We start from the raw sequence: 23,261 nt of genomic DNA on the forward strand, positions 1-23,261 counted from the left end.
AAAGGCAAGGCGATGAAGGCTCCGAACCACGTAGCGGTAGGCGGCGCCCCCGAAGGGTTTGACGCGCAGCTTGTGCTGTCCGAGGTCGCCCTATCCGGGCCTGTTTGCCATGTCGCACGTGATGACAAACGGCTTGAGGCGATGCGCGCCGCGCTGGCCTTTTTTGCCCCCGATATGCCGGTCTTTGTCTTTCCCGGCTGGGATTGTCTGCCCTACGACAGGGTGTCGCCCAATGCTGATATTTCAGCGGCGCGGGTGGCGACACTGGCGGCGCTGGTGCACCAGATGCCGGATCGATATGTTCTGCTGACCACGCTGAACGCAGCAACCCAACGCGTACCCGCGCGTGATGTGCTGCGCGAGGCTGCGTTTACCGCGCGCGTGGACCACCGCATCGATGAAGAGGCGCTGCGGAATTTCCTTGTCCGCATGGGCTTTATCCAAAGCCCCACGGTGATGGAGCCCGGCGATTATGCCATTCGCGGTGGTATCATCGATGTTTTCCCTCCGGGCGATTCCGGCCCCGTACGTCTGGACCTGTTCGGAGACGTGCTGGACGGTGCGCGTCGGTTCGATCCGGTTTCACAGCGCACCACTGAAAAGCTTGATGTCGTGGAACTGGCCCCGGTCTCCGAGGTTATTCTGGACGAGGCGGCTATCACCCGGTTCCGCCAGAATTATCGTATCGAATTTGGCGCAGCGGGCACCGATGATCCGCTGTACGAGGCTGTCAGCGCGGGCCGCAAACATCAGGGGATCGAACACTGGCTGCCGTTTTTCCATGAAAAACTGGAAACCCTGTTCGACTATTTGCCGGGTGCGACGATTACCGTGGATGATCAGGTGACACCTGCGCGGCTTGCGCGGTGGGACACGATTGCCGATCAATTTGAGACGCGAAAGCTGGCGCTGGAAAACCGGTCGCGTATGGATACGGTCTATAAGCCGACCCCGCCCGGATTACTGTACATGGATGACACCGCATGGGAAGAGGCGGTGGGCGATCGTCGGGTGCTGCAGTTCAGCCCTTTGCCGCAGGCTAGCGGGCCGGGCGTGATCGACGCCGGTGGGCGGATCGGGCGGAATTTTGCACCCGAACGTCAGCAGGAAAGCATCAGCCTGTTTGGTGCTTTGGCTGCGCATATCACCGACAAGATGACTAAGGGTCCCGTGCTGATCGCGTCCTATTCCGAAGGCGCGCGGGAACGTTTGACCGGGCTGATCGAGGACGAAGGTCTGGCCGAGGCGATCCCCGTCGCCGACGGCACCCGCGTTGGAAAACGGGGCTTGCATCTGGCCGTTTGGGCGCTGGAGCATGGGTTCGAAACCCCTGATCTGACGGTGATTTCCGAACAGGATGTGTTGGGCGACCGCCTGATCCGCCAACCCAAGAAACGCCGCAAGGCTGAAAACTTCCTGACCGAAGCTCAATCTCTGTCCCCCGGTGACTTGGTGGTGCATGTGGACCACGGCATTGGGCGCTATCAGGGGATGGAGGTCGTCACCGCCGCCGGGGCCGCGCATGAATGTCTGTTGCTGGAGTATGCGGAACAGGCCAAGCTGTACCTGCCGGTCGAAAACATCGAACTGCTGTCGAAATACGGTCATGACGAAGGGGTGCTGGATCGTTTAGGTGGCGGTGCATGGCAGTCAAAGAAGGCCAAACTGAAAGAACGCATCCGGGAGATGGCGGACAAGCTGATCCGCATCGCCGCCGAGCGCGCATTGCGGAAGGCTCCGGTCATGGACCCACCGCCCCACGCGTGGGAGGAGTTCAGCGCGCGCTTCCCTTATCAGGAGACAGACGACCAGCTGCGCGCGATTTCGGAAGTCATGGAGGATATGCATTCCGGCGCCCCGATGGACCGCCTGATCTGCGGCGATGTGGGCTTTGGCAAGACCGAGGTTGCCATGCGCGCGGCCTTTGTCGCTGCGATGTCTGGCGTTCAGGTTGCGGTGATTGCACCGACCACGCTGCTGGCGCGCCAGCACGCAGCCTCGTTCAAAGAGCGCTTCCGGGGCTTTCCGCTGGAGGTCCGGCAATTGTCGCGGTTCGTTTCGGCCAAAGAGGCACAGCAAACCCGCGATGGGCTGGCGCGGGGCACGGTCGATATCGTGATCGGAACTCATGCACTGCTGGCTAAGGGGATACGGTTTCAGAATCTGGGTCTGCTGATCATCGACGAAGAACAGCATTTTGGCGTGGGTCACAAGGAACGCCTGAAACAGCTGCGCTCGGACGTGCACGTCCTGACCCTGACCGCCACGCCGATCCCGCGCACTTTGCAACTATCGCTGACCGGCGTGCGCGATCTGTCGATCATCGGCACGCCGCCCATCGACCGTCTGGCGATCCGAACCTATGTCAGCGAGTTCGACGCGGTGACGATCCGTGAGGCGTTGCTGCGTGAACACTATCGCGGCGGTCAAAGCTTCTATGTGGTCCCGCGCATCTCAGATTTGCCAGAGATTGAGGAGTTCCTGAAAGAGCAACTGCCGGAGCTGACTTATGTGGTCGCGCATGGGCAGATGGCGGCAGGTGAACTAGATGACCGGATGAACGCCTTCTACGACGGCAAGTACGACGTGCTGTTAGCGACCACGATTGTGGAAAGCGGGTTGGATATTCCGACAGCAAACACGATGGTCATACATCGGGCGGATATGTTCGGTCTTGCCCAGTTGTACCAAATTCGCGGACGGGTCGGGCGCTCGAAGACCCGCGCCTACGCATATTTGACCACGAAACCGCGTGCGCGCCTGACCGCGACGGCCGAGAAACGCCTGCGCGTTCTGGGCTCGCTGGATACGCTGGGCGCCGGGTTTACGCTGGCTTCGCAGGATCTGGACATTCGCGGCGCTGGCAACCTGCTGGGTGAGGAACAGTCGGGCCAGATGCGCGATGTCGGCTACGAACTTTACCAATCGATGCTGGAAGAGGCGATTGCCAAGATCAAAGCCGGTGAGATGGAGGGGCTGTCGGATGCCGATGACCAATGGGCCCCGCAGATCAATCTGGGTGTGCCGGTATTGATCCCCGAGGATTATGTGCCCGATCTGGATGTGCGGCTGGGGCTTTATCGTCGCCTGTCCTCTCTCTCGACCAAGGTGGAACTCGAAGGGTTCGCTGCCGAACTGATCGATCGTTTTGGGACCCTGCCGAAAGAGGTCAACACCCTGATGCTGGTCGTGCGGATCAAGGCATTGTGCAAACGGGCAGGCATTGCCAAGCTGGACGGCGGGCCAAAAGGGGCGACTATCCAGTTTCATAATGACAAGTTCGCCTCGCCCGAGGGTTTGGTTGAGTTCATCCAGAACCAGCGCGGGCTGGCGAAGGTCAAGGACAACAAGATTGTGGTGCGGCGTGATTGGAAGAAGGACAGCGACAAGATCAAGGGCGCTTTTGCCATCGCCCGGGATCTGGCCGAAAAGGTCGTCGCTCAGAAGAAAAAGACCAAAACCTAATCGCCGGTCACAAAGGTGCAAAGCTGCCAAGTGCCGGTTTCGGATTTTACCAATGCGGCGCGATAGCCGGTCATGGGCCATAGGAAATCGCGATGCATAAAGCCCGGAGTTCCATCGGTCAGCAGGATGCGCTGATAGTCGACGCCTTCTTGAAACTGCGGGATCAGCACGACTTCGTGGCTGATCAGCGCGAGGATCGGCGCGTCGGATGATGCGCCTTGCCGAAGCGTCACGTTTTCGCCGGTCACAAAATAGGCAATCGTTGGGTCCAGATCGGCGGGCAGGGTGATCTGCCACTGATGCGGCATCCAGAATTCGCCCTGATCGTCAAAATAACCGGGTTGGGACAGGGTGGTCTGCAGCGCGGACCAATAGTCTTCGGCGTTGTCGGCCAGATTGGTGCGAAGCTCCTCCGGTCCACCTTCGCCGCCATGGCTGAGATAGACATCCGGGCAGGTCGAAGCGACCACCGCGTCAACGTCACGCGCAGCGACGCTTGCAAGCAGCGCGTCGCGGAAGGTTATCAGCGAAGGGTCGCGATCGGCCTCATCCACAGGAGGGAACGTCTGCCGATCGGCCAGAACGGGGCTGCAGAGCAGCACGATTGCCAGAACAGGGATGAGCCTCATTCAGCGGCCTGCATTGAGGCCTGCGCGCAGAAACAAGATGCGGCCACGGCCCGATCCGCGCGGGCAAGGGCAAGGTCAAGTCGCTGCTTTATTTGTACGATTTCAACATCTTCGCCGCGTGATTTCAAGCAGTCATGCAGGCCCTTGAGGCTCCAGACGTTGTCAGGGTGAATTGAGGCGCGGCTGAGGGTTCCGCCTAGGCCAAGGTCTTCGCGATAGACGGCCTCGGCCTCGGTCACATGCCCCTGTTCGAACAGCAACGCCCCAAGCGCGTGCCGCGTGGGCTGCATCCAACCCCACGGTTCATCGTATGGCAGCGTATCATCCAACTCGACCGAGCGGCGCAGATGCGCGAAAGCGATCTCGAAATTGCCTTTTCGGTATTCGATCTCACCGCGCAGCATTTCAGACGCGATTTCAAGCAGATCGATGACACGGTTATTGTGCAACCTGCGGGTTTCGGGAACACAGGTTTTGGCGGCAAGAAACAACTGTTCTTCGGCCTCTGCCTCAACCACTTGCCCTGTCGCGGCGTGTGCAACCGCACGGGCGTAGTGTGTGGTGGCCGTCAGCGTCCGATAGAGATCGGGGTCTTCGGGCAGTTCCAACGCTTTCGCCTCTTCCCACCGGCCGAAGCGGATCAGGATATGGGGCCCCATGGACATGTAGCTTTCGAAATAGTCGGCCATCGGCGGGCTTTCGATGCGCAGCATATCCTCGGGCGTGGTGTCCCACAGTCCCTGATTGGCACGTAAGGCGGGTTCGATCTGACCCAGAAACAGCGCGCCGTAGATGGCGAAGTGATAGTTGTGCTGACGATAGCCCGTGTAGATGTTGAATGCGCCTTCACGCTCGTAATACTTCAGATCCGCGACTGAGGCTTTTTCGTTCCAGTAGACGACGTTGTGATAGTGTCCGCACAGCACGTCGATATGGGTGGGCATGTGCACCAGATGGCCCGCATCGGGCACCAAACTGCGCAGGACATCCGCGGCTTTCAGCGCCTTCTCAGGCGTCGGCGACATCTCCATCAGGTGCACATAGAGGTGCAGCAGGCCCGGATGCTCCATCGCTGCCGGGTCGTTCGCCATGGCGAATTCCAATGCCTCTTGTGCTTCAAGCGTCGCGGCACCATCCGCGGGTTGGCCGCTTTTCAGATCCCACATTTGCCATGGGGTCAGGTTCAGCAGAGATTCAACATAGATCGTGCGCAGATCCAAATCGTCGGGCTGTTCGGCAAATGCCGCGCGCATCGCATCGGCATAGGCGTAATCCCAACGGTGCATGTCTGCCGCCGGATCACGTTGTGGGTAACGCGCGGGCAAGGCGCGGATCAGGGCCTGTTCGACCGGGGTGCAGCGATCCGCAAGAGCGATTGCCCGTTGCGTCGCGTCATAGGCCACGGCCAACGCCTTGGTCTGCCCCTGCTCATCGCGTAGATCCCACGGTAGGTTGTAATTTGGCCCAGCCGCATAGGCCACGCCCCAATGGGCCATGGCGCAGTCCGGGTCATGTTCGGCGGCGCGTTGGAAACAGGCGACAGCCTCGTCATGGTTGTACCCGTAAGTCCAGATCAGCCCCCGGTTAAACCAGAGTTGTGCCTGCTCCGAAGATGTCGTGACGCGGCAGCTATATGTCCCCAGATCATAGTCATAGCTCATCGAAACATTCCCCCCTGAAGTCTCAGGCAGGATAGCGCGTTTCGAGGCAGGTGCACAGATCAGGCAGGCAGTCTGTTTTCGATCCGGCCCATGTGCAGCATCAGACCAAAGCCAATCACGCACATCGTGAGGATGCCGACGGTCAGCGGCGTGATCGATCCATCGAATAGCAACCCGACCGGAGCCGCAATCGCTGCGGCAAGGACAGTTGCGATGGAGCCGATCACTGACGCTGCCATGCCCGCGATATGTCCCATTGGCTCCATGGCGATTGCGTTCAGGTTGCCCATTGTTACACCGGCCATGAAGAACACGGTCGTTTGCCAGAAAACAAACAGCGCAAAGGATGTTTCCGCTGAGAGGTTGGTCATGTTCAACAGAATGACGACCGAGGTGATCAATATCTGACCACCCAGCGCCCAGGTCACGATGCGACGCATCCCGATGCGAACCACCATCGCCGCGTTCAGCAGGCTTGCCGAGCCAGAGACGAAAGCGACAAATCCGAACCAGAACGGAAAGCTTTCGGCGCGGCCATGGATCACATCATAGACCGGTTGCACCATTGTCAGCATGGTGAACAACAGCCCCATGCAGAGGGTCTGAACCATGATGGACAGTCGAACCGTTGGATGGGTCAGCATTTCCTGAACCGCTGCGATCATCAGAGGCAGGCGGAATGGTCGGCGGTTTTCTGCAGGCAGGGACTCGGGCAGCCGGATGGTCATCCAGATGATGATGACCAATGCAAACAGGACGAAACAGACAAAGATGGCGCGCCATCCAACAAGCGCGATCACCCCTGCGCCCATCAAAGGCGCAAAGGCGGGAACCAGGGTAAATATCATCATCGCAATTGAAATGATCCGCGCCATTTCCCGGCCTGCATACAGATCGCGGATAATGGCCATGGCAACAACGCGCGGACCAGCTGCGCCGATCCCCTGAAGGATGCGCGCCGCCAGAACCAGCTCCAGCGAAGAACTGGCCCATGCGACGGTAGCCGCGAACATATAAAGTGCCAGCCCCCCGTAGATCACAGGTTTACGCCCGACCGCGTCCGAAATCGGGCCTGTGAAAAACGTACCAATCCCCATGCCCAGAACAAAAGACGTCAGGATCAATTGCGCCTTGTTCACGTCATCGGGGCTAAGCTGCGCGCCGATCTCGGGCAGGGCGGGCAGCATCGCGTCGATGGAAAAGGCGATTGTGGCGAACATCATTGCGATCAGTGCGATGAATTCGGCCTTGGACATGCGGTTGGTCATAAGACACTCCTTCCCATCTGCGCTATCATGGCGCGCGGGTTGGAGCTAGGTTGGAAAACGCACAGACCTATGTGCTATTCTGCAGGAGAAGCCTCAATCTGAGACATGATTTCGCCGATTACTTTTGCCCATAATTCAGGCGGTTGTGCGCCGGGAACCGCATGCTGGTTCGCAACAATAAAGGTCGGAACCGAGCTTACTCCCATCTGCCGCGAATGGCTGTCGCGCTGACTGATATCTTCGCGATCCGCGTCAGATTTCAGCAATTTCTGAACGACTGCGGCATCCATCCCTGCGCCATCTGCGATGTCGGCCAGAACTTCATGATCTCCGATATCACGAGCCTCGACAAAGTAGGCATTGAACAGGGCATCGACCACAGCGTTCTGTTTGCCTTCAATGCCTGCCCAGTGGATCAATCGATGCGCATCCAGCGTATTCGGGGTGCGTTTCATACCCTCGAAATCGATCTTGAGACCGGCGTTTTCGGCATGTTCAACTACCGGGGCATAGGCGCGCACAGCACCTTCCTTGCCACCGAATTTCCGTTCAAGATATTCGCGACGATCCATACCTGCATCCGGCATGTCGGGGTTCAGCTGAAAGGGGTGCCATTCAATCACGAACGGGTGGTTCGGGATATCTGCCAAAGCCTTATCCAGGTGCGTCTTACCGATGTAGCACCACGGGCAGATCGGGTCGGACATGATATCTAGCTTGACGGTCTGGGTCATTGGGACGATGCCTTGAAATAGGCCGGCAGGGCACGGCGCAGAAGTTTGCCGTTACCACCAACAGGCAGCTCGGGCAGGTGAACAAAGGCGCGCGGTTGTTTATAGCGCGCCAGATTGGTGGACACATAGGTCTGCAAGGCGCGTTCGTCCAGTTTTTCCGGCCCGGTATAGAACGCGACAATCACAGACGAATCCTGTTTGACCTCAACCGCAGCAACCCCGACCTGAGTAATTCCGGGATAGCGCGCCAGAACGGATTCAACTTCGACTGGGGACACGCGATAGCCGCCTGCATTCATCATGTCGTCATCGCGGCCCAGATAGGTGATCTGTCCGTCCACAGCCATTGCGCCCTGATCGCCGGTCAGAAACCAGTCTCCCTGAAACCGGGCCTGAGCCTCGTCCGGGGCGTTCAGGTAGGACAACATCAGGCCTGGATCGTCGCGGTGAACGGCGATGGTTCCCTCTTGACCCTGCGGCACCGGTCCCTCTGCGCCGATGATCGCAACTCTTCGACCCGGTTGCGGCTGGCCCAGTGCTTCTCCACGGGACGGGTGCGTCGGGCTTGAGGAGATGAACGTCGAACATTCGGACATGCCGAACGCCTCATAGAGTTCGGTGCCGGTCGTTTCAGTCCATCGCTCATGAAGATGTCGCGACAATTTCTCACCAGCGCAGAGCCCGTGGCGCAGGTCGGGCAGCTTGGGAAGGTTTGGCCGTTGCAGGATCTTGCGGAACACGCCGGGGGCGGCAGCAAAGATCGTTGCGCGGTGTTTTTGCAGCAAGAGCGGCAGATCGACCAGATCCGTTCCGGGTTCGGGGATCAGCGCGGTGGCTCCAATCGCCCACGGATCCATCAGCCCGGTGCCCAGCGTATAGGTCCAGTTGAACGCACCCGCATGACATAGCTTGTCGTCGGGGCGCAGCCCGTACCAGCCATCCACCATCATCTGACGGGCCCAGATCGCGCGGTGCGCGTGGGCGACGGCACGAGGTTTGCCAGAGGTGCCGGATGTGTAGACCACATAGCCCAGCCGGTTCGGATCCCCCATGGCGAATTCTGCTGGCGGCAAATCCCGCATCGCGATCAGGTCGTCCAGAGCGATCTGGCGGGGATGAGGGGCGCAGGGAATTTGCGGATCGCGCAGAATGGCTGCAGGGGACAGATCGTCGATAATTCGCGCCGTCTCGGGTTCGGTCAATTGCGACGAGGTGGGTACAGGTACGATCCCGACCGCGATGGCAGCCAGATAGGCGATAGGAAATTCGACGCTGTTTCCAAGTCGCATCAGAACCAGATCGCCGGGCTGCAACCCGGATCGCAAAAGCCCTTGCGCGGTGCCCAGAACGGCAGATTTCAGGGCTCCATATGTCCAGTCCTGCACACTGCTATTGCTGAAAACCGAAAGGGCGGTCTTGTCGGGCGACGACTCGGCATTGCGCAGGACATGCGCGGCCATGTTGAACGGAACGGGGCAGGGTGGCGGTGGGCCCTGATCAAAAACGGATAGCATGGCGTCTGGCTATCGCGGCGCCGGGCGCGTTGCAAGCGCGGGCCGCTGTCCGTATAGAGTGATCCATGACCACAAGCGATCCGAAATCCCTGATCCGTATTGCCCGCGACAGCGGCGAGCCTGCGCATGTCGAGCCGCTGGACCTTGGCGCGCGCGTTCGCGAATTACGCAAGGCCCGCAACTGGACGCTGGAACAGGCTGCAAATCAGGCCGGGCTTGCGCGGTCTACTCTCAGCAAGATCGAAAACGGGCAGATGTCCCCGACCTATGATGCGCTCAAGAAGCTGGCGATCGGGCTTGAGATATCGGTTCCACAACTGTTTACCCAACCGCAGCGCGATCAGGTGCTGGGCCGGATGGCCGTAACCAAGATGGGCGAGGGCACTGCCCATGCAACCGCCACTTACGAACATGAACTGTTGGCCGAGACGCTGACCAACAAACAAATGCTGCCCTATCGCGCCCGGGTCCGCGCCCGGTCGATGGAAGAGTTCGATGGCTGGGTGCGCCATGATGGCGAAGAATTTCTGTATGTCCTGACCGGGGTCGTGCGGCTTTATACCGAGTTCTATGAGGCGGTTGAGATGCGCCGGGGCGACAGCGCCTATTACGATGGCAGCATGGGTCACAACGTTGTGTCCGTCAGCGACGAGGATGCGACGATCCTGTGGGTGACGTCACTTGCCTAACGGCTGGTTCACTTCCCGGTTCAGACCTTCTGTATACAGGAAATCCTCAAGCTCTTCGCGCGCCTCGTTCACCGTCAGGTGGTGGCGTTCGGCAAGGTAGGCTTCGAACTGCTTGCGATCCTGTCGCAGGCGCGCCATATCACCGTCGCGCAAATTCGGAAAACGGCGTTTCGCGCGCGCGAAAGAGGCGCCCCAATCTTGCGTTAGATCAACCCAGTTCAACATATGTCGAGCCTTCCCTTGTCCCAGTTTCAGGATTGCTCTCCCCCGCATTTAGGGTACGTATGCAACGCTGCTGCTGCGGACATGACAAAATGTCGCAGGCGGATCAGATAGGGATATCGGCAGAAATCCGCTGCGGATTGGCCGCAGCGGGAAGGCCAGTGGTCGAAAGCTCAACGAGAATCGATTGGTTGCTCGTCGGGTTTGAACAACCAGTTCAGCAAAACATGACCGATAAATACAGCAATTATCTGCATGACGATGAACATCGGAATATGTGCCGGGTATATGCCCGCAAAGGTATCGGTGAATCCTCTTGCGATTGTCACTGCCGGATTCGCAAAACTTGTGGATGATGTGTACCAGTACGCGCCGGTGATATAGAGACCCACAAGGGCTGGTACCGTATCCGGTTTGTGCCGAATTCCGCCGAAAATCACGAACAGCAGGCCCAGCGTCGCGATGATTTCCGAAAACCACTGATGCGGGCCGGTTCGGTGCAGCGTTTCGGAGGTCTGCAGAATCGGCAGGTCGAACATGAAATGGCTGGCCCAGACCCCCGCGATGCCACCGGCAACCTGTACCAGCATATAGGGCGCCACGGCCCGCCAGAGATGTTCTCCGCGCAGGGCAAAAGCCAGCGTTACGGCGGGGTTGAAATGCGCGCCGGAAACCGGACCCAGTGTGGTGATAATGGCGTAGAGCATACATCCCGTCGCAATGGCGTTGGCCAACAGGGCAAGCGCGATGTTTCCGCCGGACAGGGACTGGGCCATGATACCCGATCCTACCACGCCGATCAGGAGGAATGCGGTGCCGAGGAATTCGGCAAAATACTGGCGGGCTGTCATTGCAGGGCTCCGATGCGTTTGAGTTGGGCGGACAGTTCGGCGCGATCCATGGTTTCGACGGGAAGGTCCAGCAGGGCCGCCGCGCGGCGGTTCAGAATGTCATAGGCAGTGCGAAAGGCGTTGTCCCAGTCGGGTTCTGCCGCAGCGGCGGGGTCTTCGACGCCCCAATGCGCACGGATCGGGGCACCGGGCCAGATGGGACAGGTTTCGCCCGCTGCGGACCCGCAAACGGTGATAACTATGTCCATTTCGGGTGCGTCGTCTTTGGCGAACTCATCCCAGCTTTTTGAGCGGGCGTTGGAAACGTCGTGGCCTTTACTGACCAGCAGCACCAGCGATTGCGGATGCACTTTGCCGGTTGGGCGCGATCCGGCGGAATAGGCGCGCAGGCGACCATTGCCGCTGTGGTTAAAGATCGATTCCAGCAATATCGACCGGGCAGAGTTACCGGTGCACAGGACCAGAATGTTCATGCGGGTTTGTCCTTGGAATGGTCGAGGATCACTCGGTCATGCGACCGATGTCATCCACCTTGTGTTGCAGTGAGATGCGGTCGAGCGTTTCAAAAGGCAGGCTGACAAAGGCTGCGATCCTGTTTCGCAGCAGACCGTAGGCTTGTTGAAACGCCAGCGTCTTTTGCGCCGCTGTTCCTTGCGCCTTGGCTGGATCAGCCAGCCCCCAATGGGCGCTTAGCGGTTGGCCGGGCCATGTGGGGCAAGTTTCGTTAGCGGCGTGGTCGCAAACGGTGAAAACAAAATCCATTTTCGGGGCATCCGATGAGGCAAACTCATCCACCGATTTCGAGCGCAGATATTCCAGATCATGACCTTTCTGACCCAGCAGGTCTAATACCTTCGAGTTGGGGCCCTCGGATGGTGCAGTTCCGGCGGAATAGGCACGGAACCTTCCAGCGCCTTCCGCGTTCAGGATCGCCTCGGCCATGATCGACCGGGCGGAATTTCCAGTGCAGATGAACAACACGTTCAGAACCCGGTTGGGCGTTGTCACCAGGGGATCTGTGTCGGCTTGCAGGCACAGATCAGGTCGGTTCTGGCAGCAGTTTCCCAGCAATTCGTCAAATAACCCGCGTACGGCAGGCAGGTTCGCGCTGTAGTGAAGCGAGGTGCCATTGCGCGTCTGCGATATCAGCTCTGCAGATTTCAACGCGTTCAGATAGGCAGAGGCCGTATTCGGCTTTAACGACAGTGCCGCTGCGATTTCGCCTGCTGGCACTGAATCCGGATAGCGCCGCATCAACAGCTGAAACAGGTCCAAGCGTTTGGGATGCGCCAGCGCGCCGAGTCTGTCGTGAATCAGTATTTCCATATTTCGAGAAATATGGAAATATTAAGTGGGCGTCAATCTTCGTACCACCAAATCTGCGGCATATATTCCGGCCCGTCGCCATAGATCGGCAAAATATCAGGGAATTTCAGTTCTTTGGCGTGGGCTATGCGCCCGACATCAAAGCTCCAGATCGGAATGACATAGCGACCGGCGGTCAGAACCCGATCCAATGCACGGGTGGCTGCGACGAAATCCTCGGGGTCTTCGGAGGTCAGCATTGCATCGATCAGCCCATCGACAGCGGGAGAGCTTACCCCCATCAGGTTCCGCGTACCCGGTGAATCGGCATTCTCACTGCCCCAATACAGCCGCTGTTCATTGCCCGGAGACAGGGACAGCGCGCGGCGAAAGGTTGTCATGTCGAAATCCTGCTCGGACGTGCGGCCTGCATATTGGGCGCTATCGACCGTTTCGGTCGTAACCTCGATGCCAAGACGCTCGAGCGCGCGGGCGTAGATTTCCACGGCCGTCTGGTTGTCGGTGTCACCCTGTTGCAGCAGGACAGAGATTTTGAACGGATCACCATTTTTGTTCCGCAGTACACCATCCTGAATAGTCCAGCCGGCCTCGGCAAGCAGCTTGGTTGCCGCGCGTATATTTGCCCGGTTGCGGGCAGAGCCATCACCTTGGGGCAGCGTATAGCCTTCGATCGTACCGGGCAGCAGTTCGTCGGAATACGCGTCCAGAAGCTCTTTTACGCGCCCGGTGGCAGGGCCGGGTTGCATCGCGAGGTCCGAGCCCGAGAAATAGGATGTGATCCGGGGCTGTGCACCACCAGTAATGGTGTCGTTGATGAACTCGAAGTTGAAGGCCAGGATAAGAGCCTCGCGCACGCGCCAGTCATCAAAGGGCGCTTTACGGGTGTTCATCACGAAACCAGTCATGCCCGATGGCTTGCCATGCGGTATCTCGGTTTTTACGACGTCGCCACGCTGGACGGCGGGAAATCCGTACTGGGTTTCCCATTTGTCGGCGTTGAACTCGCGGACCGCTGACAGCTCTCCGGCTTTGAATGCCTCGAACAGAACGGTGCCGTCGCCATAGAACTCGATGCGCATGTCATCAAGGTTCATCGTACCGCGCCGAAAAGGAATGTCGGCCCCCCAATAGTCGGGGTTGCGGCGTAGGTTCACATAGCGACCGGCTTCATAATCGTCGATCACATATGGCCCCGTTCCAATGGGGATGTCCTGTAGCGGGGCGTTGGCGAAATCCTTGCCGTCCCACTGCGCCTTTTTCAGGATCGGGCGAAGGCCAGCAATCAGGGCCAGTTCGCGATCTTCTTCGTTAAAGGTGATACGTACGCTGCGTGGTCCGGTCTGCTCGATGCTGTCGATCTTACCCCAGAGCCCGCGATAGCGAATATGGCCTTCGGTTCCCAATGTCTCATACGACCAGATCACGTCATCGACCGTTACCGGGCTGCCGTCCGAGAATCGGGCGTCTTCGCGCAGCGTAAATTCGACCCAGGATCGGTCCGGCGCCGTCTCAATTGATTCGGCTAACAACCCGTAAAGAGTGAAAGGTTCGTCCCAGGACCGCCCCATCAGCCCCTCGTGTGTCCAAAATCTGAGCTGCCAGGGAACGGTTCCTTTTTGCACAAAGGGGTTCAGGCTGTCGTAACCGCCGGTATTGCCAAAGACCACCTTGCCACCTTTGGGCGCATCCGGGTTGGCATAGGGCAGAGACACAAAATCCGGTGGTAAGGCCGGGTCTCCGTACATAGCTATGCCATGGGCCGATTCTGCCAGTGCAGATGTGGCCAGAAAAACCGAGGCGATTCCCGCGATCAGAGGTCGTGCGGGGCGAAGACTATTGTGGCTCATTTTGGAAACAATCCTGCTCTGGCCTTATTTTCTTGGGTTTCATCGTAGCCATGATTTTTCATATTATCAAACTTTTAGCTTGGATGACGGCGCGGAATTGCTTATAAAGGATGCACTGCTCGATAGGTTTCTTGCCTGTATGAAACCTGCCTCAATAACTTAACGCCCGCTTCGTGCGGGCGTTTTTTTTGGCTTGGTCAGCCCCTGCTTCAGGTGGCTAAGCGCGACGATCTTTCCCCGTTTTCTTTGCAGGTGCAGCATGGCAGACTGTGCGAAAATCTGACTTGCAAGGAGAGGTCGCATGAGCCTGTCAGGAAAAACCGCAATCATCACTGGGTCAAATTCGGGCATTGGTTTGGGTGTCGCACGTGAGTTGGCCAAAGCTGGGGCGGATGTGGTTCTGAACTCGTTCACGGATCGCGATGAGGATCACGCGCTTGCTGCCGACATCGCAAAAGAGACGGGGACCAATGCGCGATACATCAAGGCGGATATGTCAAAAGGGGATGAGTGTCGCGCGTTGATCGAACAGGCAGGTGCTTGCGATATTCTGGTGAACAATGCTGGCATCCAGCACGTTTCACCCATCGATCAATTTCCGGTCGAGAAATGGGATGCGATCATCGCGATCAACATGAACTCGGCCTATCACACGATGGCTGCCGCCTTGCCGATGATGCGAAAGGCCGGATGGGGGCGGGTGGTGAATATCGCCTCGGCGCATGGGCTAACCGCGTCGCCTTACAAGGCGGCGTATGTGACGGCGAAACATGGTGTCGTTGGGATGACCAAGACTGTGGCGCTGGAAACCGCGCAAGAGCCGATCACCTGCAACGCGATCTGTCCGGGCTATGTGCTGACGCCGTTGGTTGACGCTCAGATCCCCAACACGATGAAAGAATACAACATGAGCCGCGAGGATGTGGTGAAGAACGTTCTGCTTGAGCGCCAGCCGTCCAAGGAATTTGCGACGGTCGAGCAGTTGGGTGGGACGACGGTGTTTTTGTGTTCCGATGCGGCGGCGCAGATTACAGGGACGACGATTTCAGTCGATGGCGGGTGGACGGCGCTGTAGCTTATCGTGGGGGCGCTGCCCCCACACCCCCGAGGTATTTTTGAACAGAAGAAGGATCTGGGGTGGTGAAAAGGATCAATCTGGCTTTGCAGGGCGGCGGGGCGCATGGGGCCTTTACCTGGGGCGTGCTGGACCGGCTGCTTGAGGAAGAAGATATCGAGGTTGCTGCGATCACCGGCACCTCGGCCGGGGCGCTGAACGGGGCGGCGTTCAAGTCCGGGATGGTGCGTGCTGGCCGGCAGGGCGCGCGTGATACGCTGGATGGCTTATGGAAACGCATGGGCGCGGTTGGCGACATGCGGATTGCCCATTGGATGCGGGGGCTGGAGCCCGCGCAGATTGCACAGGCGATTGAATATTCAGCACCGTTTTCGTTCGCAGATGCGTGGTCGCGGCTGATTTCGCCCTATGCCTATGGTCCGTTTTATCGCAATCCGCTGGAGTCGGTTGTGGACCGGTTCAATTTCGATGAGATTTGCGCCGATGAAGGCCCGGGCCTGTTCGTCTGCGCGACCTGTGTGCGCAGCGGCAAGATCAGGGTGTTTACCGGACACGAGATTTCCACGGATGCCATTCTGGCCTCGGCCTGTTTGCCGAACCTGTTTCAGGCGGTTGAAATCTATGATCCTAAAACGGGCCGGACCGAGGCCTATTGGGATGGCGGGTATACTGGAAACCCGGCGTTGTATCCGCTGTTCGACGGCGAGCTTCCGGATGACGTGGTGATTGTGAACATCAATCCGCTGGAACGGGACGAGGTGCCCAAGACTCCGCAGCAGATTCAGAACCGGATTAACGAGATCAGTTTTAACTCATCCCTGTTTCGCGAGTTGCGGGCGATCAATTTCGTGCAGCGTCTGCTGAGTGAGGGGAAGTTGAAAGCTGGTGAGATGAACCGGGTGCTGGTTCATATGATTGCTGACGATGCGTTGATGAATGATTTGTCGGCGGCGACGAAAACTGTGCCAAACCCGGTGATTCTGCATCGGCTGAAACAGGCAGGGCAGGCCGCGGCGCATCAGTTTCTGCGCGACCACAAGGCCGATTTGGGTGCGCGTAGCACCGTGGATCTGCCCGCCATGTTCGGCTGACTATTCGGGGGTATCTTCCGGCGGCTCGGTCGGATCTTTCTCGTTCGGGTAAACCAGCCCTGCTGAGATCACCAGCTTGGCGGCCTCTTCGATCGTCATGTCCAGAAGGATGACATCCTCGGCCGGGAAGAACAGCAGGAAGCCGGATGTAGGGTTGGGCGTTGTGGGTACGAAAATGCTCAGCAATTCGCCGCTTGTTTCGGCGCGGGCGCTGACTTCGCCCCTTGCGGTGGTCGAGACGAAACCGATGGCCCAGATGCCCCGGCGCGGGTACTGGATCAGGCAGGCTTTTTCGAATGAACGTTCGGATTGGGCAAAGACGGTTTCCGAGATTTGCTTGATCCCGGAATAGACCGACCGAACCACGGGCATCCGGTCCACCAGGCTTTCGGCGAAATGGATCAGGGACCGGCCCAGAATGCCTTTGGCAACCCAGCCGACAAGGATTGTGAAGATCAGGAAGAAAACGACGCCAACGCCGCGCAGGTTGATGCCAACATACTCCGAAGGCTGGAACCGCTGGGGGATCAACGGCAGCACCGCACTGTCGATCCAGCCGACAACCGACCAGATCAGCCAGATGGTCAGCCAAACCGGCGCAATGACGACGATGCCCGTCAGAAACGATGCGCGAAGCCGGGAAAACAGGCCCGGTCGGCGATGTGGTCCTTCGTCAAATGGCGTATTCATTGCGGTCCCGAGTGGTTTGCCGAATTAGTTAATCAGTCCGGGCGTTTGGTACAATAGGGCAAGGTTACGCGGTACTTTCGGTCAGGGCTTTGGAAATTCGGGCGGCAAGGCGGGCGTTGTTCCTGACCAGCGCGATATTGGCAACCAACGAGCGGCCCTCGGTCTGCTCGAAAATTCGTTGCAGCAGATAGGGGGTAACGCCTTTGCCTGTGATGCGGTGTGTGTCCGCATCGGCCTGTGCGGCGGTGATGATCGGGGCCAGTTCCTCGGCCGGTATCTGATCCTCGACCGGGATCGGGTTCGCAACAAGCTGACCACCCGGCAGGCCAAGGGCGCGGCGGGTGGCGTGGGCTTTGGCGATCTGGGCCGCACTGTCCATGCGAAGGGGCGCGGCGTAGGGGGATTTGGCGGACCAGAAGGCGGGGAATTCATCCTGACCATGGGCGATGACAGGAACGCCCAGTGTTTCCAACACTTCGAGCGTTTTGGCCAGATCGAGGATGGCTTTGGCCCCGGCTGCGACCACCGTCACAGGGGTCTGAGCAAGTTCATGCAAGTCTGCCGAGATGTCGAACGAGGTTTCGGCCCCCTGATGCACCCCGCCGATGCCCCCGGTGGCAAAAACGTCGATCCCGGCGTAATGCGCAGCGATCATTGTCGCGGCGACGGTGGTGGCTCCGGTTCCGCCAGTGGAAAGGCAGGCGGCCATATCCGCACGCGACAGTTTGGCGACGCCCTGCGCCTGACCCAGCGCCTTCAGTTGGTCTGCTTCAAGGCCGACATTCAAAACCCCGTCGACAACCGCGATCGTGGCCGGAGTGGCACCCGCGTCGCGGATGTCTTGTTCGACCTGTGCCGCAACTTCGATGTTCTGCGGGTAGGGCATTCCGTGGGTGATGATGGTGCTTTCCAGCGCCACGATTGGCTGACCGGCCTCTTTCGCGGCGCGCACCTCGGCGGAATAGTGGATGGTGATCACAGTGGGGTTTCTCCGGAGACATAGGTTGCGGCAGCATTCAGCGCGCGACTGAGAGCCGTGTCATTATCGGCACCATTCGCCTCGGCGGCGATATGAGCGGCCATGAAGGTATCCCCAGCGCCGGTCACGCGTGTGACCAGGACAGAAGGGGGCGTTTGGGTAAGGATATCGTTTGCGTCACCCACCGTAGCCGAGTTGCCGCCGTCGGTGACAAGAACCCGCAGGGCGCCACGGTCCAGCAGACCCTTGGCGGCGCTTTCGGAATCAGTGAACTCGCGCTGACACAGCAGCCCGGCCTCTTCGAGGTTCACATAGAGCGTCGCGCGGGCGTGTTTGAGGAAGGGAAGCAATCGCTCCGCCTTGCCGGGTGAGGCCGGAGCCACGCGCAGGTCAGCTTTGGCAAAGGCAGGGCTTTGGGCGATCTCTTCCAGCAGCGTCAGTGTCAGGTTGCCGTCCAGCGCGATCGGGCCTTCGAACGGCGCGTTCTCGTACCCCAGTGGCCCTTGCATCAGCGGGCGCAGGATCTTAGCCCCCGCAGCCTCAAGCGAGTGGGCGTCGGCAATGGCGGCAATCAACCCGTTGGCGCCTTCGACAGCCATGTAACGGTCGGTCGGAAGGTCTTGTGAGCGATAGATGTGATCCGTGACCATTCCCAGGCGCGTGCAGGACTGGACCAGTTCGTCGCCCTCGGGGTCTTGGCCAATCGCGGTCAGCAATGTTGGTGTCATGCCGAACCGCGCCAGTGTCATGGCGATGTTCATGGCGACGCCACCGGGTAGGCGCGTGATGCGTCCCGGTACGTCCGAGCCCCGCCGCATAACGCTGGCGGACCGGCCAATCACGTCCCACAGAACGGAGCCGATACAGAGGATTTCGCTATTTTGACTCATGATGAGTGTCATGCCGCAGCCCCGGCTTGCGTGCAAGCGGAATGGGGCTGTGTGGCGCCAGCGTCAGGTCATTGCTGCAATCAGCGTGTTCAATTCGGCCAATGGATCATCTTTGGACCAGATCTCATCCCCGATGCCGAAGAAATCTGTGCTGGGCGACAGGTCACGGATCAGGTCGGGTGTCAGGCCGCCTTCGGCCACAACCGGTACTTCGATCATTTCGGACCACCATTGAAACAGATCCCGTTCAGCCGTGGTTCCATCCCCAAGGGCTGCGTTGCCGACCGGGCCAAAGGCCACATAATCGACACCGGCCTCACCTGCCGTCATTCCGTCATGACTGGAGGTACCGCAAAAGCTGCCGACGATGGCATCGGTCCCAAGTTCTTTGCGCGCCGCACGCACCGAACGCGCCGCGTCATCCAGATGAACACCGTCCAGACCCAACCGCTGCGCCAGAAGCACATGGTTCGAAATCACTAGCGCCACGTCCCGCGCATGGGCAACCTCGCGGCAGGCATCTGCGGCGCGGGCGATGGTGTCTTCGTCATTGCCAGCCAGCGCAAGCCGGATACAGGCGATCTCGGCCCCGTCCAGCACACGACCGAGTTGGTCCGGGAATGTGCTCAGCGTGATAGTGGGCGGGGTGATCAGGTAGATCTGCGGCTGCTCGGGGGTGTCCATTGGCGCATCCTTCGGCTTTTGGTCTTTGGCGCGGTTTAGCGGATTGCGGCGGGGAAGCAAACTTTATTGCCTTCGGCAAAGGTATTTGGGAGCAGAAGAAGCAGGGGCGACTTGCCCTATGCGGACGCGAGGATTAGAGCAGGCGAAGTTTTTCGGAGTAAGCCATGCCTAGCGATCGATCCCAGCCTTCTTTCGTGCTTGTGCGCCCGCAAATGGGCGAAAACATCGGCGCCGCCGCGCGGGCCATGTGGAATTTCGGGCTGGACCGGATGCGGATCGTGGCGCCTCGGGATGGTTGGCCCAATCCCAAAGCCGTGGCGATGTCCAGCGGGGCAGGGCGGCTGCTGGATGAGGCGCAGTTGTACGATGATCTTGCAGGAGCGCTGGGGGATCGGACCTATGTGTTCGCCACGACCGCTCGGCAGAGGGGGTTGACCAAGCCGGTTTTCAGTCCCGAACGGGCGATGCAGATTGCGGCGGAAAAAGTAGCTGCGGGTGAAAAGGTGGCGGTTCTCTTTGGACCCGAACGCGCAGGGCTTGAGAATGAAGATATCGCCAAGGCCAACGCGATTATCTCGGTCCCGGTGAATCCGGAATACGCCTCGCTGAACCTTGGGCAATGTGTTTTGCTGACCGCTTATGAGTGGATGCGCCAAACAGGCAACGTGGTGCATGAGGCAACCGATCTGGGCAAGGGTGACTGGGCGACGGGCATCGAGGTCGAAAAGCTGGTCGAACATTATGAGGACCGGCTGGACCAGGCCGGTTTCTTTTATCCCCCTGAAAAGGCCGATGGCATGAAGACCAATCTGCGCAACCTGTGGTCGCGGATGCAGATGACCCGGGCGGATGTTCAGATGTTGCACGGGATCATGCGTCAGATGGTCCGCTGGAAGGAAAAGGGCTGAGGCTGGACCTCGGCGCGCCTTGGCCCTAGCTTGCGACGAAATCAAGGATATGAGGCCAGCATGAGCGGCAAGCGCAGCATCTTCGAAGAAGTCTCGGGCGACCAGAAACAAGAAGCGGTCCAACCCGGCATGATTGACCGTGGTCGCGGCGGTGCGCGCGGCGCAATTCGTGTCTGGCTGATGATCCTGTTTGCTTTGGTCGTGGTAATGATCGCCGTGGGTGGGCTGACCCGCCTGACCGACAGCGGCCTGTCGATCACCGAATGGCGCCCGATCACGGGGGCCATCCCGCCCATGTCTGAGGTCGACTGGCAAGCTGAATTCGACAAATACAAAGAGATCGACCAGTGGCGCATCCAGAACCAGTGGATGGAGTTGGATGACTTCAAAACGATCTACTGGTGGGAATGGGGCCACCGCCAACTGGGTCGCGTCATCGGTCTGGTTTGGGCGGTTGGATTCGTTGGGTTCTTCGCACTGCGCAAAATCCCCACCGGCTGGACCGGCAAACTGCTAATCCCAGGCCTGCTGGGCGGCATTCAGGGCGCGGTTGGCTGGTGGATGGTCGCCTCGGGCGTCACGCAGGGCGAAGGTATGACGGCCGTTGCCAGCTATCGCCTTGCAGTGCATCTGGGTCTGGCCTTTGTGATCCTAGGGTTCCTTGCGTGGTACATCTTTGAACTGGGCCGCACGGAACGCGACCTGATGCAGGCCCGCCGCGCGAAAGAGGCGAAACTGTTCTCACTCTCGACCGGCCTGCTGCATTTCACCTTTTTACAAATACTCCTTGGCGCGCTTGTCGCCGGGATCGACGCAGGTCGATCCTATACCGACTGGCCGCTGATCGGTGGGCAACTTTTGCCACCCGACGCAACAATGCTGGAACCGATGTGGCGAAACTTCTTTGAAAGTCCCGGTCTGGTGCAGTTCATCCACCGCTGTGCAGGTTATCTATTGTTCATCTTTGCCATCGTTGTCTGGCGGCGCGGCAGCGCAAGTGCGCATCCACAAACACGGTTTGCCTTCAACGCAGCCTTTGCGGCATTGTCCCTTCAAGTGGTGATCGGGATACTGACGGTCGTTTATGCAGCCCCTTGGCAGATCGCCATTTTCCACCAATTCATGGCCGTCATCGTCTGGACCCTGATCCTGCGCGCCCGCTTCCTGACCGCCTATCCAATCGCAACCTCGCTTCGTGGAGCATGACCCGATGACTGCATTTAACGATCTGATGACTTTCCAGCGCGAAACCTCGGCGCTTGGTCAAATTGCCGGGCGGCTGGGTTGGGATCAGGAAACCGTCATGCCCCGCGGTGCTGCCCCTCAGCGGGCCGAAGAAATGGCTGCCATCGAGGCTGTCTTGCACGCACGCCGTTCAGATCCCCGCGTTGCCGAGTGGCTGGATCAGGCCCGTGCCGAGGATGAGGCGGGGCACGCGCAATTGCGGGAAATCCGCAGGGCCTATGATCGTGCGGTCAAAGTACCTGCCGATCTGGCAACAGCCATAGCGCGCGTTACGTCTGCGGCGCAGGGGACGTGGGCACAGGCCCGCGCTGATGAGGATGTCGCGGCGTTTCTGCCGGTGCTGGAAGAGGTCGTCTCGCTAAGGCAGGAAGAGGGCGTGGCGCTGGCGCAGGGTGGTGACATCTACGATGCGCTGGTCGAGGATTACGAACCCTATACGACCGGTGCCCAGATCGCCGCGATCTTTGACCAGATGCGCCCGCGCATTGTTGCCTTGCGCGCTGCAGTGCTGGATCGGCCCGAGCCGCAGGCCCTGAGCGGCAGTTTCAATGAGATGGAGCAGATGCGTCTGTCGCAGAAACTGGCCGTGGCCTTTGGCTATGACCTGAACCGGGGGCGCGTCGACAAAGCGGTTCATCCGTTCAGCTCTGGCAGCGGCTCGGATGTGCGCATCACAACCCGCACAAGCGAGGTGGATCCGTTCAACTGTTTCTATTCGACAATCCACGAGGTCGGACATGCCGCCTATGAGCAAGGCATTGATCCGGCCTATGCCCTGACACCGTTGGGGCGGGGCGTGTCGATGGGCGTGCATGAAAGCCAAAGCCGGATTTACGAGAACCAACTTGGCCGCTCACGCGCTTTCACAGGGTGGCTTTTTGGCCAGATGAAAGAGGTTTTTGGTGATTTTGGGGTCGATGATCCAGATGCGTTCTATGCGACGGTGAACCGTGTCCACAACGGGTACATCCGAACCGAGGCGGACGAGATTCAGTACAACCTGCACATCATGCTGCGCTTCGATCTGGAACGCGCCCTGATGTCAGGCGACTTGCAGGTGGGTGATCTGGAGGCCGCCTGGAACGACAGGTTCCACGCTGATTTCGGCTATGCGGTCGACCAGCCGTCCAACGGCTGCTTGCAGGACGTGCACTGGTCGGTCGGCCTGTTTGGCTATTTCCCGACCTACTCGCTGGGCAATGTCTATGCCGGGTGTCTGAATCAGGCCCTGCGGGCGGCGGTGCCGAATCTGGACACGCAACTGGCAGCCGGAGACACCTCGGGCGCAACCGGCTGGCTGCGCGAGAATGTGCAGCAATATGGCGGGCTTTACGCCCCGCGTGACATCATCCAACGCGCCAGCGGGGTCGAGCCCGGGCCGGAACCGCTTTTGGATTATCTGGAAGGCAAGTTCGGCGCGCTTTATAATTTGTGAGTTCTCGGATTGGTCGCGCCGGGTTAGCATCGTCGTACCTAAACATATGCTTGGGAGG

21 protein-coding genes are annotated in these 23,261 nt (G+C 59.3%); 7 read left to right on the forward strand and 14 right to left on the reverse strand.

What is annotated here, in order from left to right; genetic code table 11:
• Nucleotides 1-12 precede the first annotated feature (12 nt).
• On the forward strand, nucleotides 13-3,465 hold the full coding sequence (gene mfd / locus ACR0FG_RS01625) for a transcription-repair coupling factor (protein ID WP_480889386.1): 3,453 nt from the start codon (nucleotides 13-15) through the stop codon (nucleotides 3,463-3,465).
• On the opposite strand, the gene ACR0FG_RS01630 is transcribed toward mfd, so the two are convergent.
• From ACR0FG_RS01630 to ACR0FG_RS01650, 5 genes are all read right to left on the reverse strand, one after another.
• The gene (locus tag ACR0FG_RS01630; RefSeq protein ID WP_480889389.1) at nucleotides 3,462-4,094 is read right to left on the reverse strand and encodes an SH3 domain-containing protein; all 633 of its coding nucleotides are present in this window, start codon (nucleotides 4,092-4,094) and stop codon (nucleotides 3,462-3,464) included. The genes mfd and ACR0FG_RS01630 overlap by 4 nt on opposite strands.
• Nucleotides 4,091-5,755: a tetratricopeptide repeat protein gene (locus ACR0FG_RS01635; RefSeq protein ID WP_480889391.1), complete on the reverse strand. Its 1,665-nt coding sequence runs from the start codon at nucleotides 5,753-5,755 to the stop codon at nucleotides 4,091-4,093. The genes ACR0FG_RS01630 and ACR0FG_RS01635 overlap by 4 nt, the downstream gene beginning before the upstream one ends.
• A gap of 59 nt (nucleotides 5,756-5,814) precedes the next feature.
• Nucleotides 5,815-7,023 carry a multidrug effflux MFS transporter gene (locus ACR0FG_RS01640; RefSeq protein WP_480889393.1) on the reverse strand — a complete coding sequence of 403 codons (1,209 nt, stop codon included), beginning with the start codon at nucleotides 7,021-7,023 and terminating at the stop codon, nucleotides 5,815-5,817.
• A 74-nt stretch (nucleotides 7,024-7,097) separates the two neighbouring features.
• Nucleotides 7,098-7,757: a DsbA family oxidoreductase gene (locus ACR0FG_RS01645; protein ID WP_480889396.1), complete on the reverse strand. Its 660-nt coding sequence runs from the start codon at nucleotides 7,755-7,757 to the stop codon at nucleotides 7,098-7,100.
• Nucleotides 7,754-9,271, reverse strand: a complete 1,518-nt coding sequence (locus tag ACR0FG_RS01650) for a class I adenylate-forming enzyme family protein (RefSeq protein ID WP_480889399.1) — start codon at nucleotides 9,269-9,271, stop codon at nucleotides 7,754-7,756. The genes ACR0FG_RS01645 and ACR0FG_RS01650 overlap by 4 nt, the downstream gene beginning before the upstream one ends.
• Before the next feature lie 65 nt (nucleotides 9,272-9,336).
• Here ACR0FG_RS01650 and ACR0FG_RS01655 point away from each other — a divergent pair, with 65 nt between their 5' ends.
• Nucleotides 9,337-9,960, forward strand: coding sequence for an XRE family transcriptional regulator (locus ACR0FG_RS01655; protein ID WP_170711815.1), 624 nt, complete (start codon nucleotides 9,337-9,339; stop codon nucleotides 9,958-9,960).
• On the opposite strand, the gene ACR0FG_RS01660 is transcribed toward ACR0FG_RS01655, so the two are convergent.
• The 5 genes from ACR0FG_RS01660 to ACR0FG_RS01680 all read right to left on the reverse strand — a co-directional run bounded on the left by ACR0FG_RS01660 (nucleotide 9,949) and on the right by ACR0FG_RS01680 (nucleotide 14,206).
• Nucleotides 9,949-10,185 carry a hypothetical protein gene (locus ACR0FG_RS01660; protein ID WP_170711817.1) on the reverse strand — a complete coding sequence of 79 codons (237 nt, stop codon included), beginning with the start codon at nucleotides 10,183-10,185 and terminating at the stop codon, nucleotides 9,949-9,951. The genes ACR0FG_RS01655 and ACR0FG_RS01660 overlap by 12 nt on opposite strands.
• 170 nt (nucleotides 10,186-10,355) lie before the next feature.
• Nucleotides 10,356-11,033 (reverse strand): aquaporin, encoded by a 678-nt coding sequence (locus ACR0FG_RS01665; protein ID WP_480889402.1) that lies wholly within the window; start codon nucleotides 11,031-11,033, stop codon nucleotides 10,356-10,358.
• Nucleotides 11,030-11,506: an arsenate reductase ArsC gene (locus ACR0FG_RS01670; protein ID WP_480889404.1), complete on the reverse strand. Its 477-nt coding sequence runs from the start codon at nucleotides 11,504-11,506 to the stop codon at nucleotides 11,030-11,032. Before ACR0FG_RS01670 ends, ACR0FG_RS01665 begins: the two co-directional genes overlap by 4 nt.
• A 28-nt stretch (nucleotides 11,507-11,534) precedes the next feature.
• Nucleotides 11,535-12,359 carry an arsenate reductase/protein-tyrosine-phosphatase family protein gene (locus ACR0FG_RS01675; protein ID WP_480889406.1) on the reverse strand — a complete coding sequence of 275 codons (825 nt, stop codon included), beginning with the start codon at nucleotides 12,357-12,359 and terminating at the stop codon, nucleotides 11,535-11,537.
• Nucleotides 12,360-12,391: 32 nt separating this feature from the next.
• A complete protein-coding gene (locus ACR0FG_RS01680) occupies nucleotides 12,392-14,206 on the reverse strand; it encodes an extracellular solute-binding protein (protein ID WP_480889409.1) in 1,815 nt (604 codons plus the stop codon).
• Nucleotides 14,207-14,507: 301 nt separating this feature from the next.
• On the opposite strand from ACR0FG_RS01680, the gene ACR0FG_RS01685 reads away from it, so the two are divergent.
• Nucleotides 14,508-15,281 carry a 3-hydroxybutyrate dehydrogenase gene (locus ACR0FG_RS01685; protein ID WP_480889412.1) on the forward strand — a complete coding sequence of 258 codons (774 nt, stop codon included), beginning with the start codon at nucleotides 14,508-14,510 and terminating at the stop codon, nucleotides 15,279-15,281.
• A 62-nt stretch (nucleotides 15,282-15,343) separates the two neighbouring features.
• Complete coding sequence (locus ACR0FG_RS01690) at nucleotides 15,344-16,372, forward strand: patatin-like phospholipase family protein (RefSeq protein WP_480889414.1); 1,029 nt, start codon at nucleotides 15,344-15,346, stop codon at nucleotides 16,370-16,372.
• On the opposite strand, the gene ACR0FG_RS01695 is transcribed toward ACR0FG_RS01690, so the two are convergent.
• From ACR0FG_RS01695 to ACR0FG_RS01710, 4 genes are all read right to left on the reverse strand, one after another.
• Nucleotides 16,373-17,062, reverse strand: coding sequence for a DUF502 domain-containing protein (locus tag ACR0FG_RS01695; protein ID WP_480889415.1), 690 nt, complete (start codon nucleotides 17,060-17,062; stop codon nucleotides 16,373-16,375).
• A gap of 64 nt (nucleotides 17,063-17,126) precedes the next feature.
• The gene (locus ACR0FG_RS01700) at nucleotides 17,127-18,041 is read right to left on the reverse strand and encodes a pseudouridine-5'-phosphate glycosidase (RefSeq protein ID WP_480889417.1); all 915 of its coding nucleotides are present in this window, start codon (nucleotides 18,039-18,041) and stop codon (nucleotides 17,127-17,129) included.
• A complete protein-coding gene (locus ACR0FG_RS01705) occupies nucleotides 18,038-18,931 on the reverse strand; it encodes a PfkB family carbohydrate kinase (RefSeq protein WP_480889419.1) in 894 nt (297 codons plus the stop codon). Before ACR0FG_RS01705 ends, ACR0FG_RS01700 begins: the two co-directional genes overlap by 4 nt.
• 63 nt (nucleotides 18,932-18,994) lie before the next feature.
• Nucleotides 18,995-19,615: a thiamine phosphate synthase gene (locus ACR0FG_RS01710; protein WP_480889422.1), complete on the reverse strand. Its 621-nt coding sequence runs from the start codon at nucleotides 19,613-19,615 to the stop codon at nucleotides 18,995-18,997.
• 164 nt (nucleotides 19,616-19,779) lie between these two features.
• On the opposite strand from ACR0FG_RS01710, the gene ACR0FG_RS01715 reads away from it, so the two are divergent.
• The 3 genes from ACR0FG_RS01715 to ACR0FG_RS01725 are packed head-to-tail and all read left to right on the forward strand — an operon-like array spanning nucleotide 19,780 to nucleotide 23,203.
• Nucleotides 19,780-20,523, forward strand: coding sequence for an RNA methyltransferase (locus ACR0FG_RS01715; RefSeq protein ID WP_480889424.1), 744 nt, complete (start codon nucleotides 19,780-19,782; stop codon nucleotides 20,521-20,523).
• A 60-nt stretch (nucleotides 20,524-20,583) separates the two neighbouring features.
• Nucleotides 20,584-21,729, forward strand: coding sequence for a heme A synthase (gene ctaA / locus ACR0FG_RS01720; RefSeq protein WP_480889426.1), 1,146 nt, complete (start codon nucleotides 20,584-20,586; stop codon nucleotides 21,727-21,729).
• Nucleotides 21,730-21,733: 4 nt separating this feature from the next.
• Nucleotides 21,734-23,203 (forward strand): carboxypeptidase M32, encoded by a 1,470-nt coding sequence (locus tag ACR0FG_RS01725; RefSeq protein WP_480889429.1) that lies wholly within the window; start codon nucleotides 21,734-21,736, stop codon nucleotides 23,201-23,203.
• Nucleotides 23,204-23,261: the final 58 nt, after the last annotated feature.

The organism is Ruegeria sp. E1 (assembly GCF_056534225.1).

What these genes read in the sequence shown, in the direction of transcription:
- mfd (WP_480889386.1), top strand. Translation starts at nt 13, where the DNA reads ATGAAGGCTCCGAACCACGTAGCGGTAGGCGGCGCCCCCGAAGGGTTT.
- ACR0FG_RS01635 (WP_480889391.1), bottom strand. Translation starts at nt 5,755, where the DNA reads ATGAGCTATGACTATGATCTGGGGACATATAGCTGCCGCGTCACGACA.
- ACR0FG_RS01630 (WP_480889389.1), bottom strand. Translation starts at nt 4,094, where the DNA reads ATGAGGCTCATCCCTGTTCTGGCAATCGTGCTGCTCTGCAGCCCCGTT.
- ctaA (WP_480889426.1), top strand. Translation starts at nt 20,584, where the DNA reads ATGAGCGGCAAGCGCAGCATCTTCGAAGAAGTCTCGGGCGACCAGAAA.
- ACR0FG_RS01710 (WP_480889422.1), bottom strand. Translation starts at nt 19,615, where the DNA reads ATGGACACCCCCGAGCAGCCGCAGATCTACCTGATCACCCCGCCCACT.
- ACR0FG_RS01725 (WP_480889429.1), top strand. Translation starts at nt 21,734, where the DNA reads ATGACTGCATTTAACGATCTGATGACTTTCCAGCGCGAAACCTCGGCG.
- ACR0FG_RS01645 (WP_480889396.1), bottom strand. Translation starts at nt 7,757, where the DNA reads ATGACCCAGACCGTCAAGCTAGATATCATGTCCGACCCGATCTGCCCG.
- ACR0FG_RS01670 (WP_480889404.1), bottom strand. Translation starts at nt 11,506, where the DNA reads ATGAACATTCTGGTCCTGTGCACCGGTAACTCTGCCCGGTCGATATTG.
- ACR0FG_RS01650 (WP_480889399.1), bottom strand. Translation starts at nt 9,271, where the DNA reads ATGCTATCCGTTTTTGATCAGGGCCCACCGCCACCCTGCCCCGTTCCG.
- ACR0FG_RS01695 (WP_480889415.1), bottom strand. Translation starts at nt 17,062, where the DNA reads ATGAATACGCCATTTGACGAAGGACCACATCGCCGACCGGGCCTGTTT.
- ACR0FG_RS01705 (WP_480889419.1), bottom strand. Translation starts at nt 18,931, where the DNA reads ATGAGTCAAAATAGCGAAATCCTCTGTATCGGCTCCGTTCTGTGGGAC.
- ACR0FG_RS01675 (WP_480889406.1), bottom strand. Translation starts at nt 12,359, where the DNA reads ATGGAAATACTGATTCACGACAGACTCGGCGCGCTGGCGCATCCCAAA.
- ACR0FG_RS01640 (WP_480889393.1), bottom strand. Translation starts at nt 7,023, where the DNA reads ATGACCAACCGCATGTCCAAGGCCGAATTCATCGCACTGATCGCAATG.
- ACR0FG_RS01685 (WP_480889412.1), top strand. Translation starts at nt 14,508, where the DNA reads ATGAGCCTGTCAGGAAAAACCGCAATCATCACTGGGTCAAATTCGGGC.
- ACR0FG_RS01660 (WP_170711817.1), bottom strand. Translation starts at nt 10,185, where the DNA reads ATGTTGAACTGGGTTGATCTAACGCAAGATTGGGGCGCCTCTTTCGCG.
- ACR0FG_RS01665 (WP_480889402.1), bottom strand. Translation starts at nt 11,033, where the DNA reads ATGACAGCCCGCCAGTATTTTGCCGAATTCCTCGGCACCGCATTCCTC.
- ACR0FG_RS01715 (WP_480889424.1), top strand. Translation starts at nt 19,780, where the DNA reads ATGCCTAGCGATCGATCCCAGCCTTCTTTCGTGCTTGTGCGCCCGCAA.
- ACR0FG_RS01655 (WP_170711815.1), top strand. Translation starts at nt 9,337, where the DNA reads ATGACCACAAGCGATCCGAAATCCCTGATCCGTATTGCCCGCGACAGC.
- ACR0FG_RS01680 (WP_480889409.1), bottom strand. Translation starts at nt 14,206, where the DNA reads ATGAGCCACAATAGTCTTCGCCCCGCACGACCTCTGATCGCGGGAATC.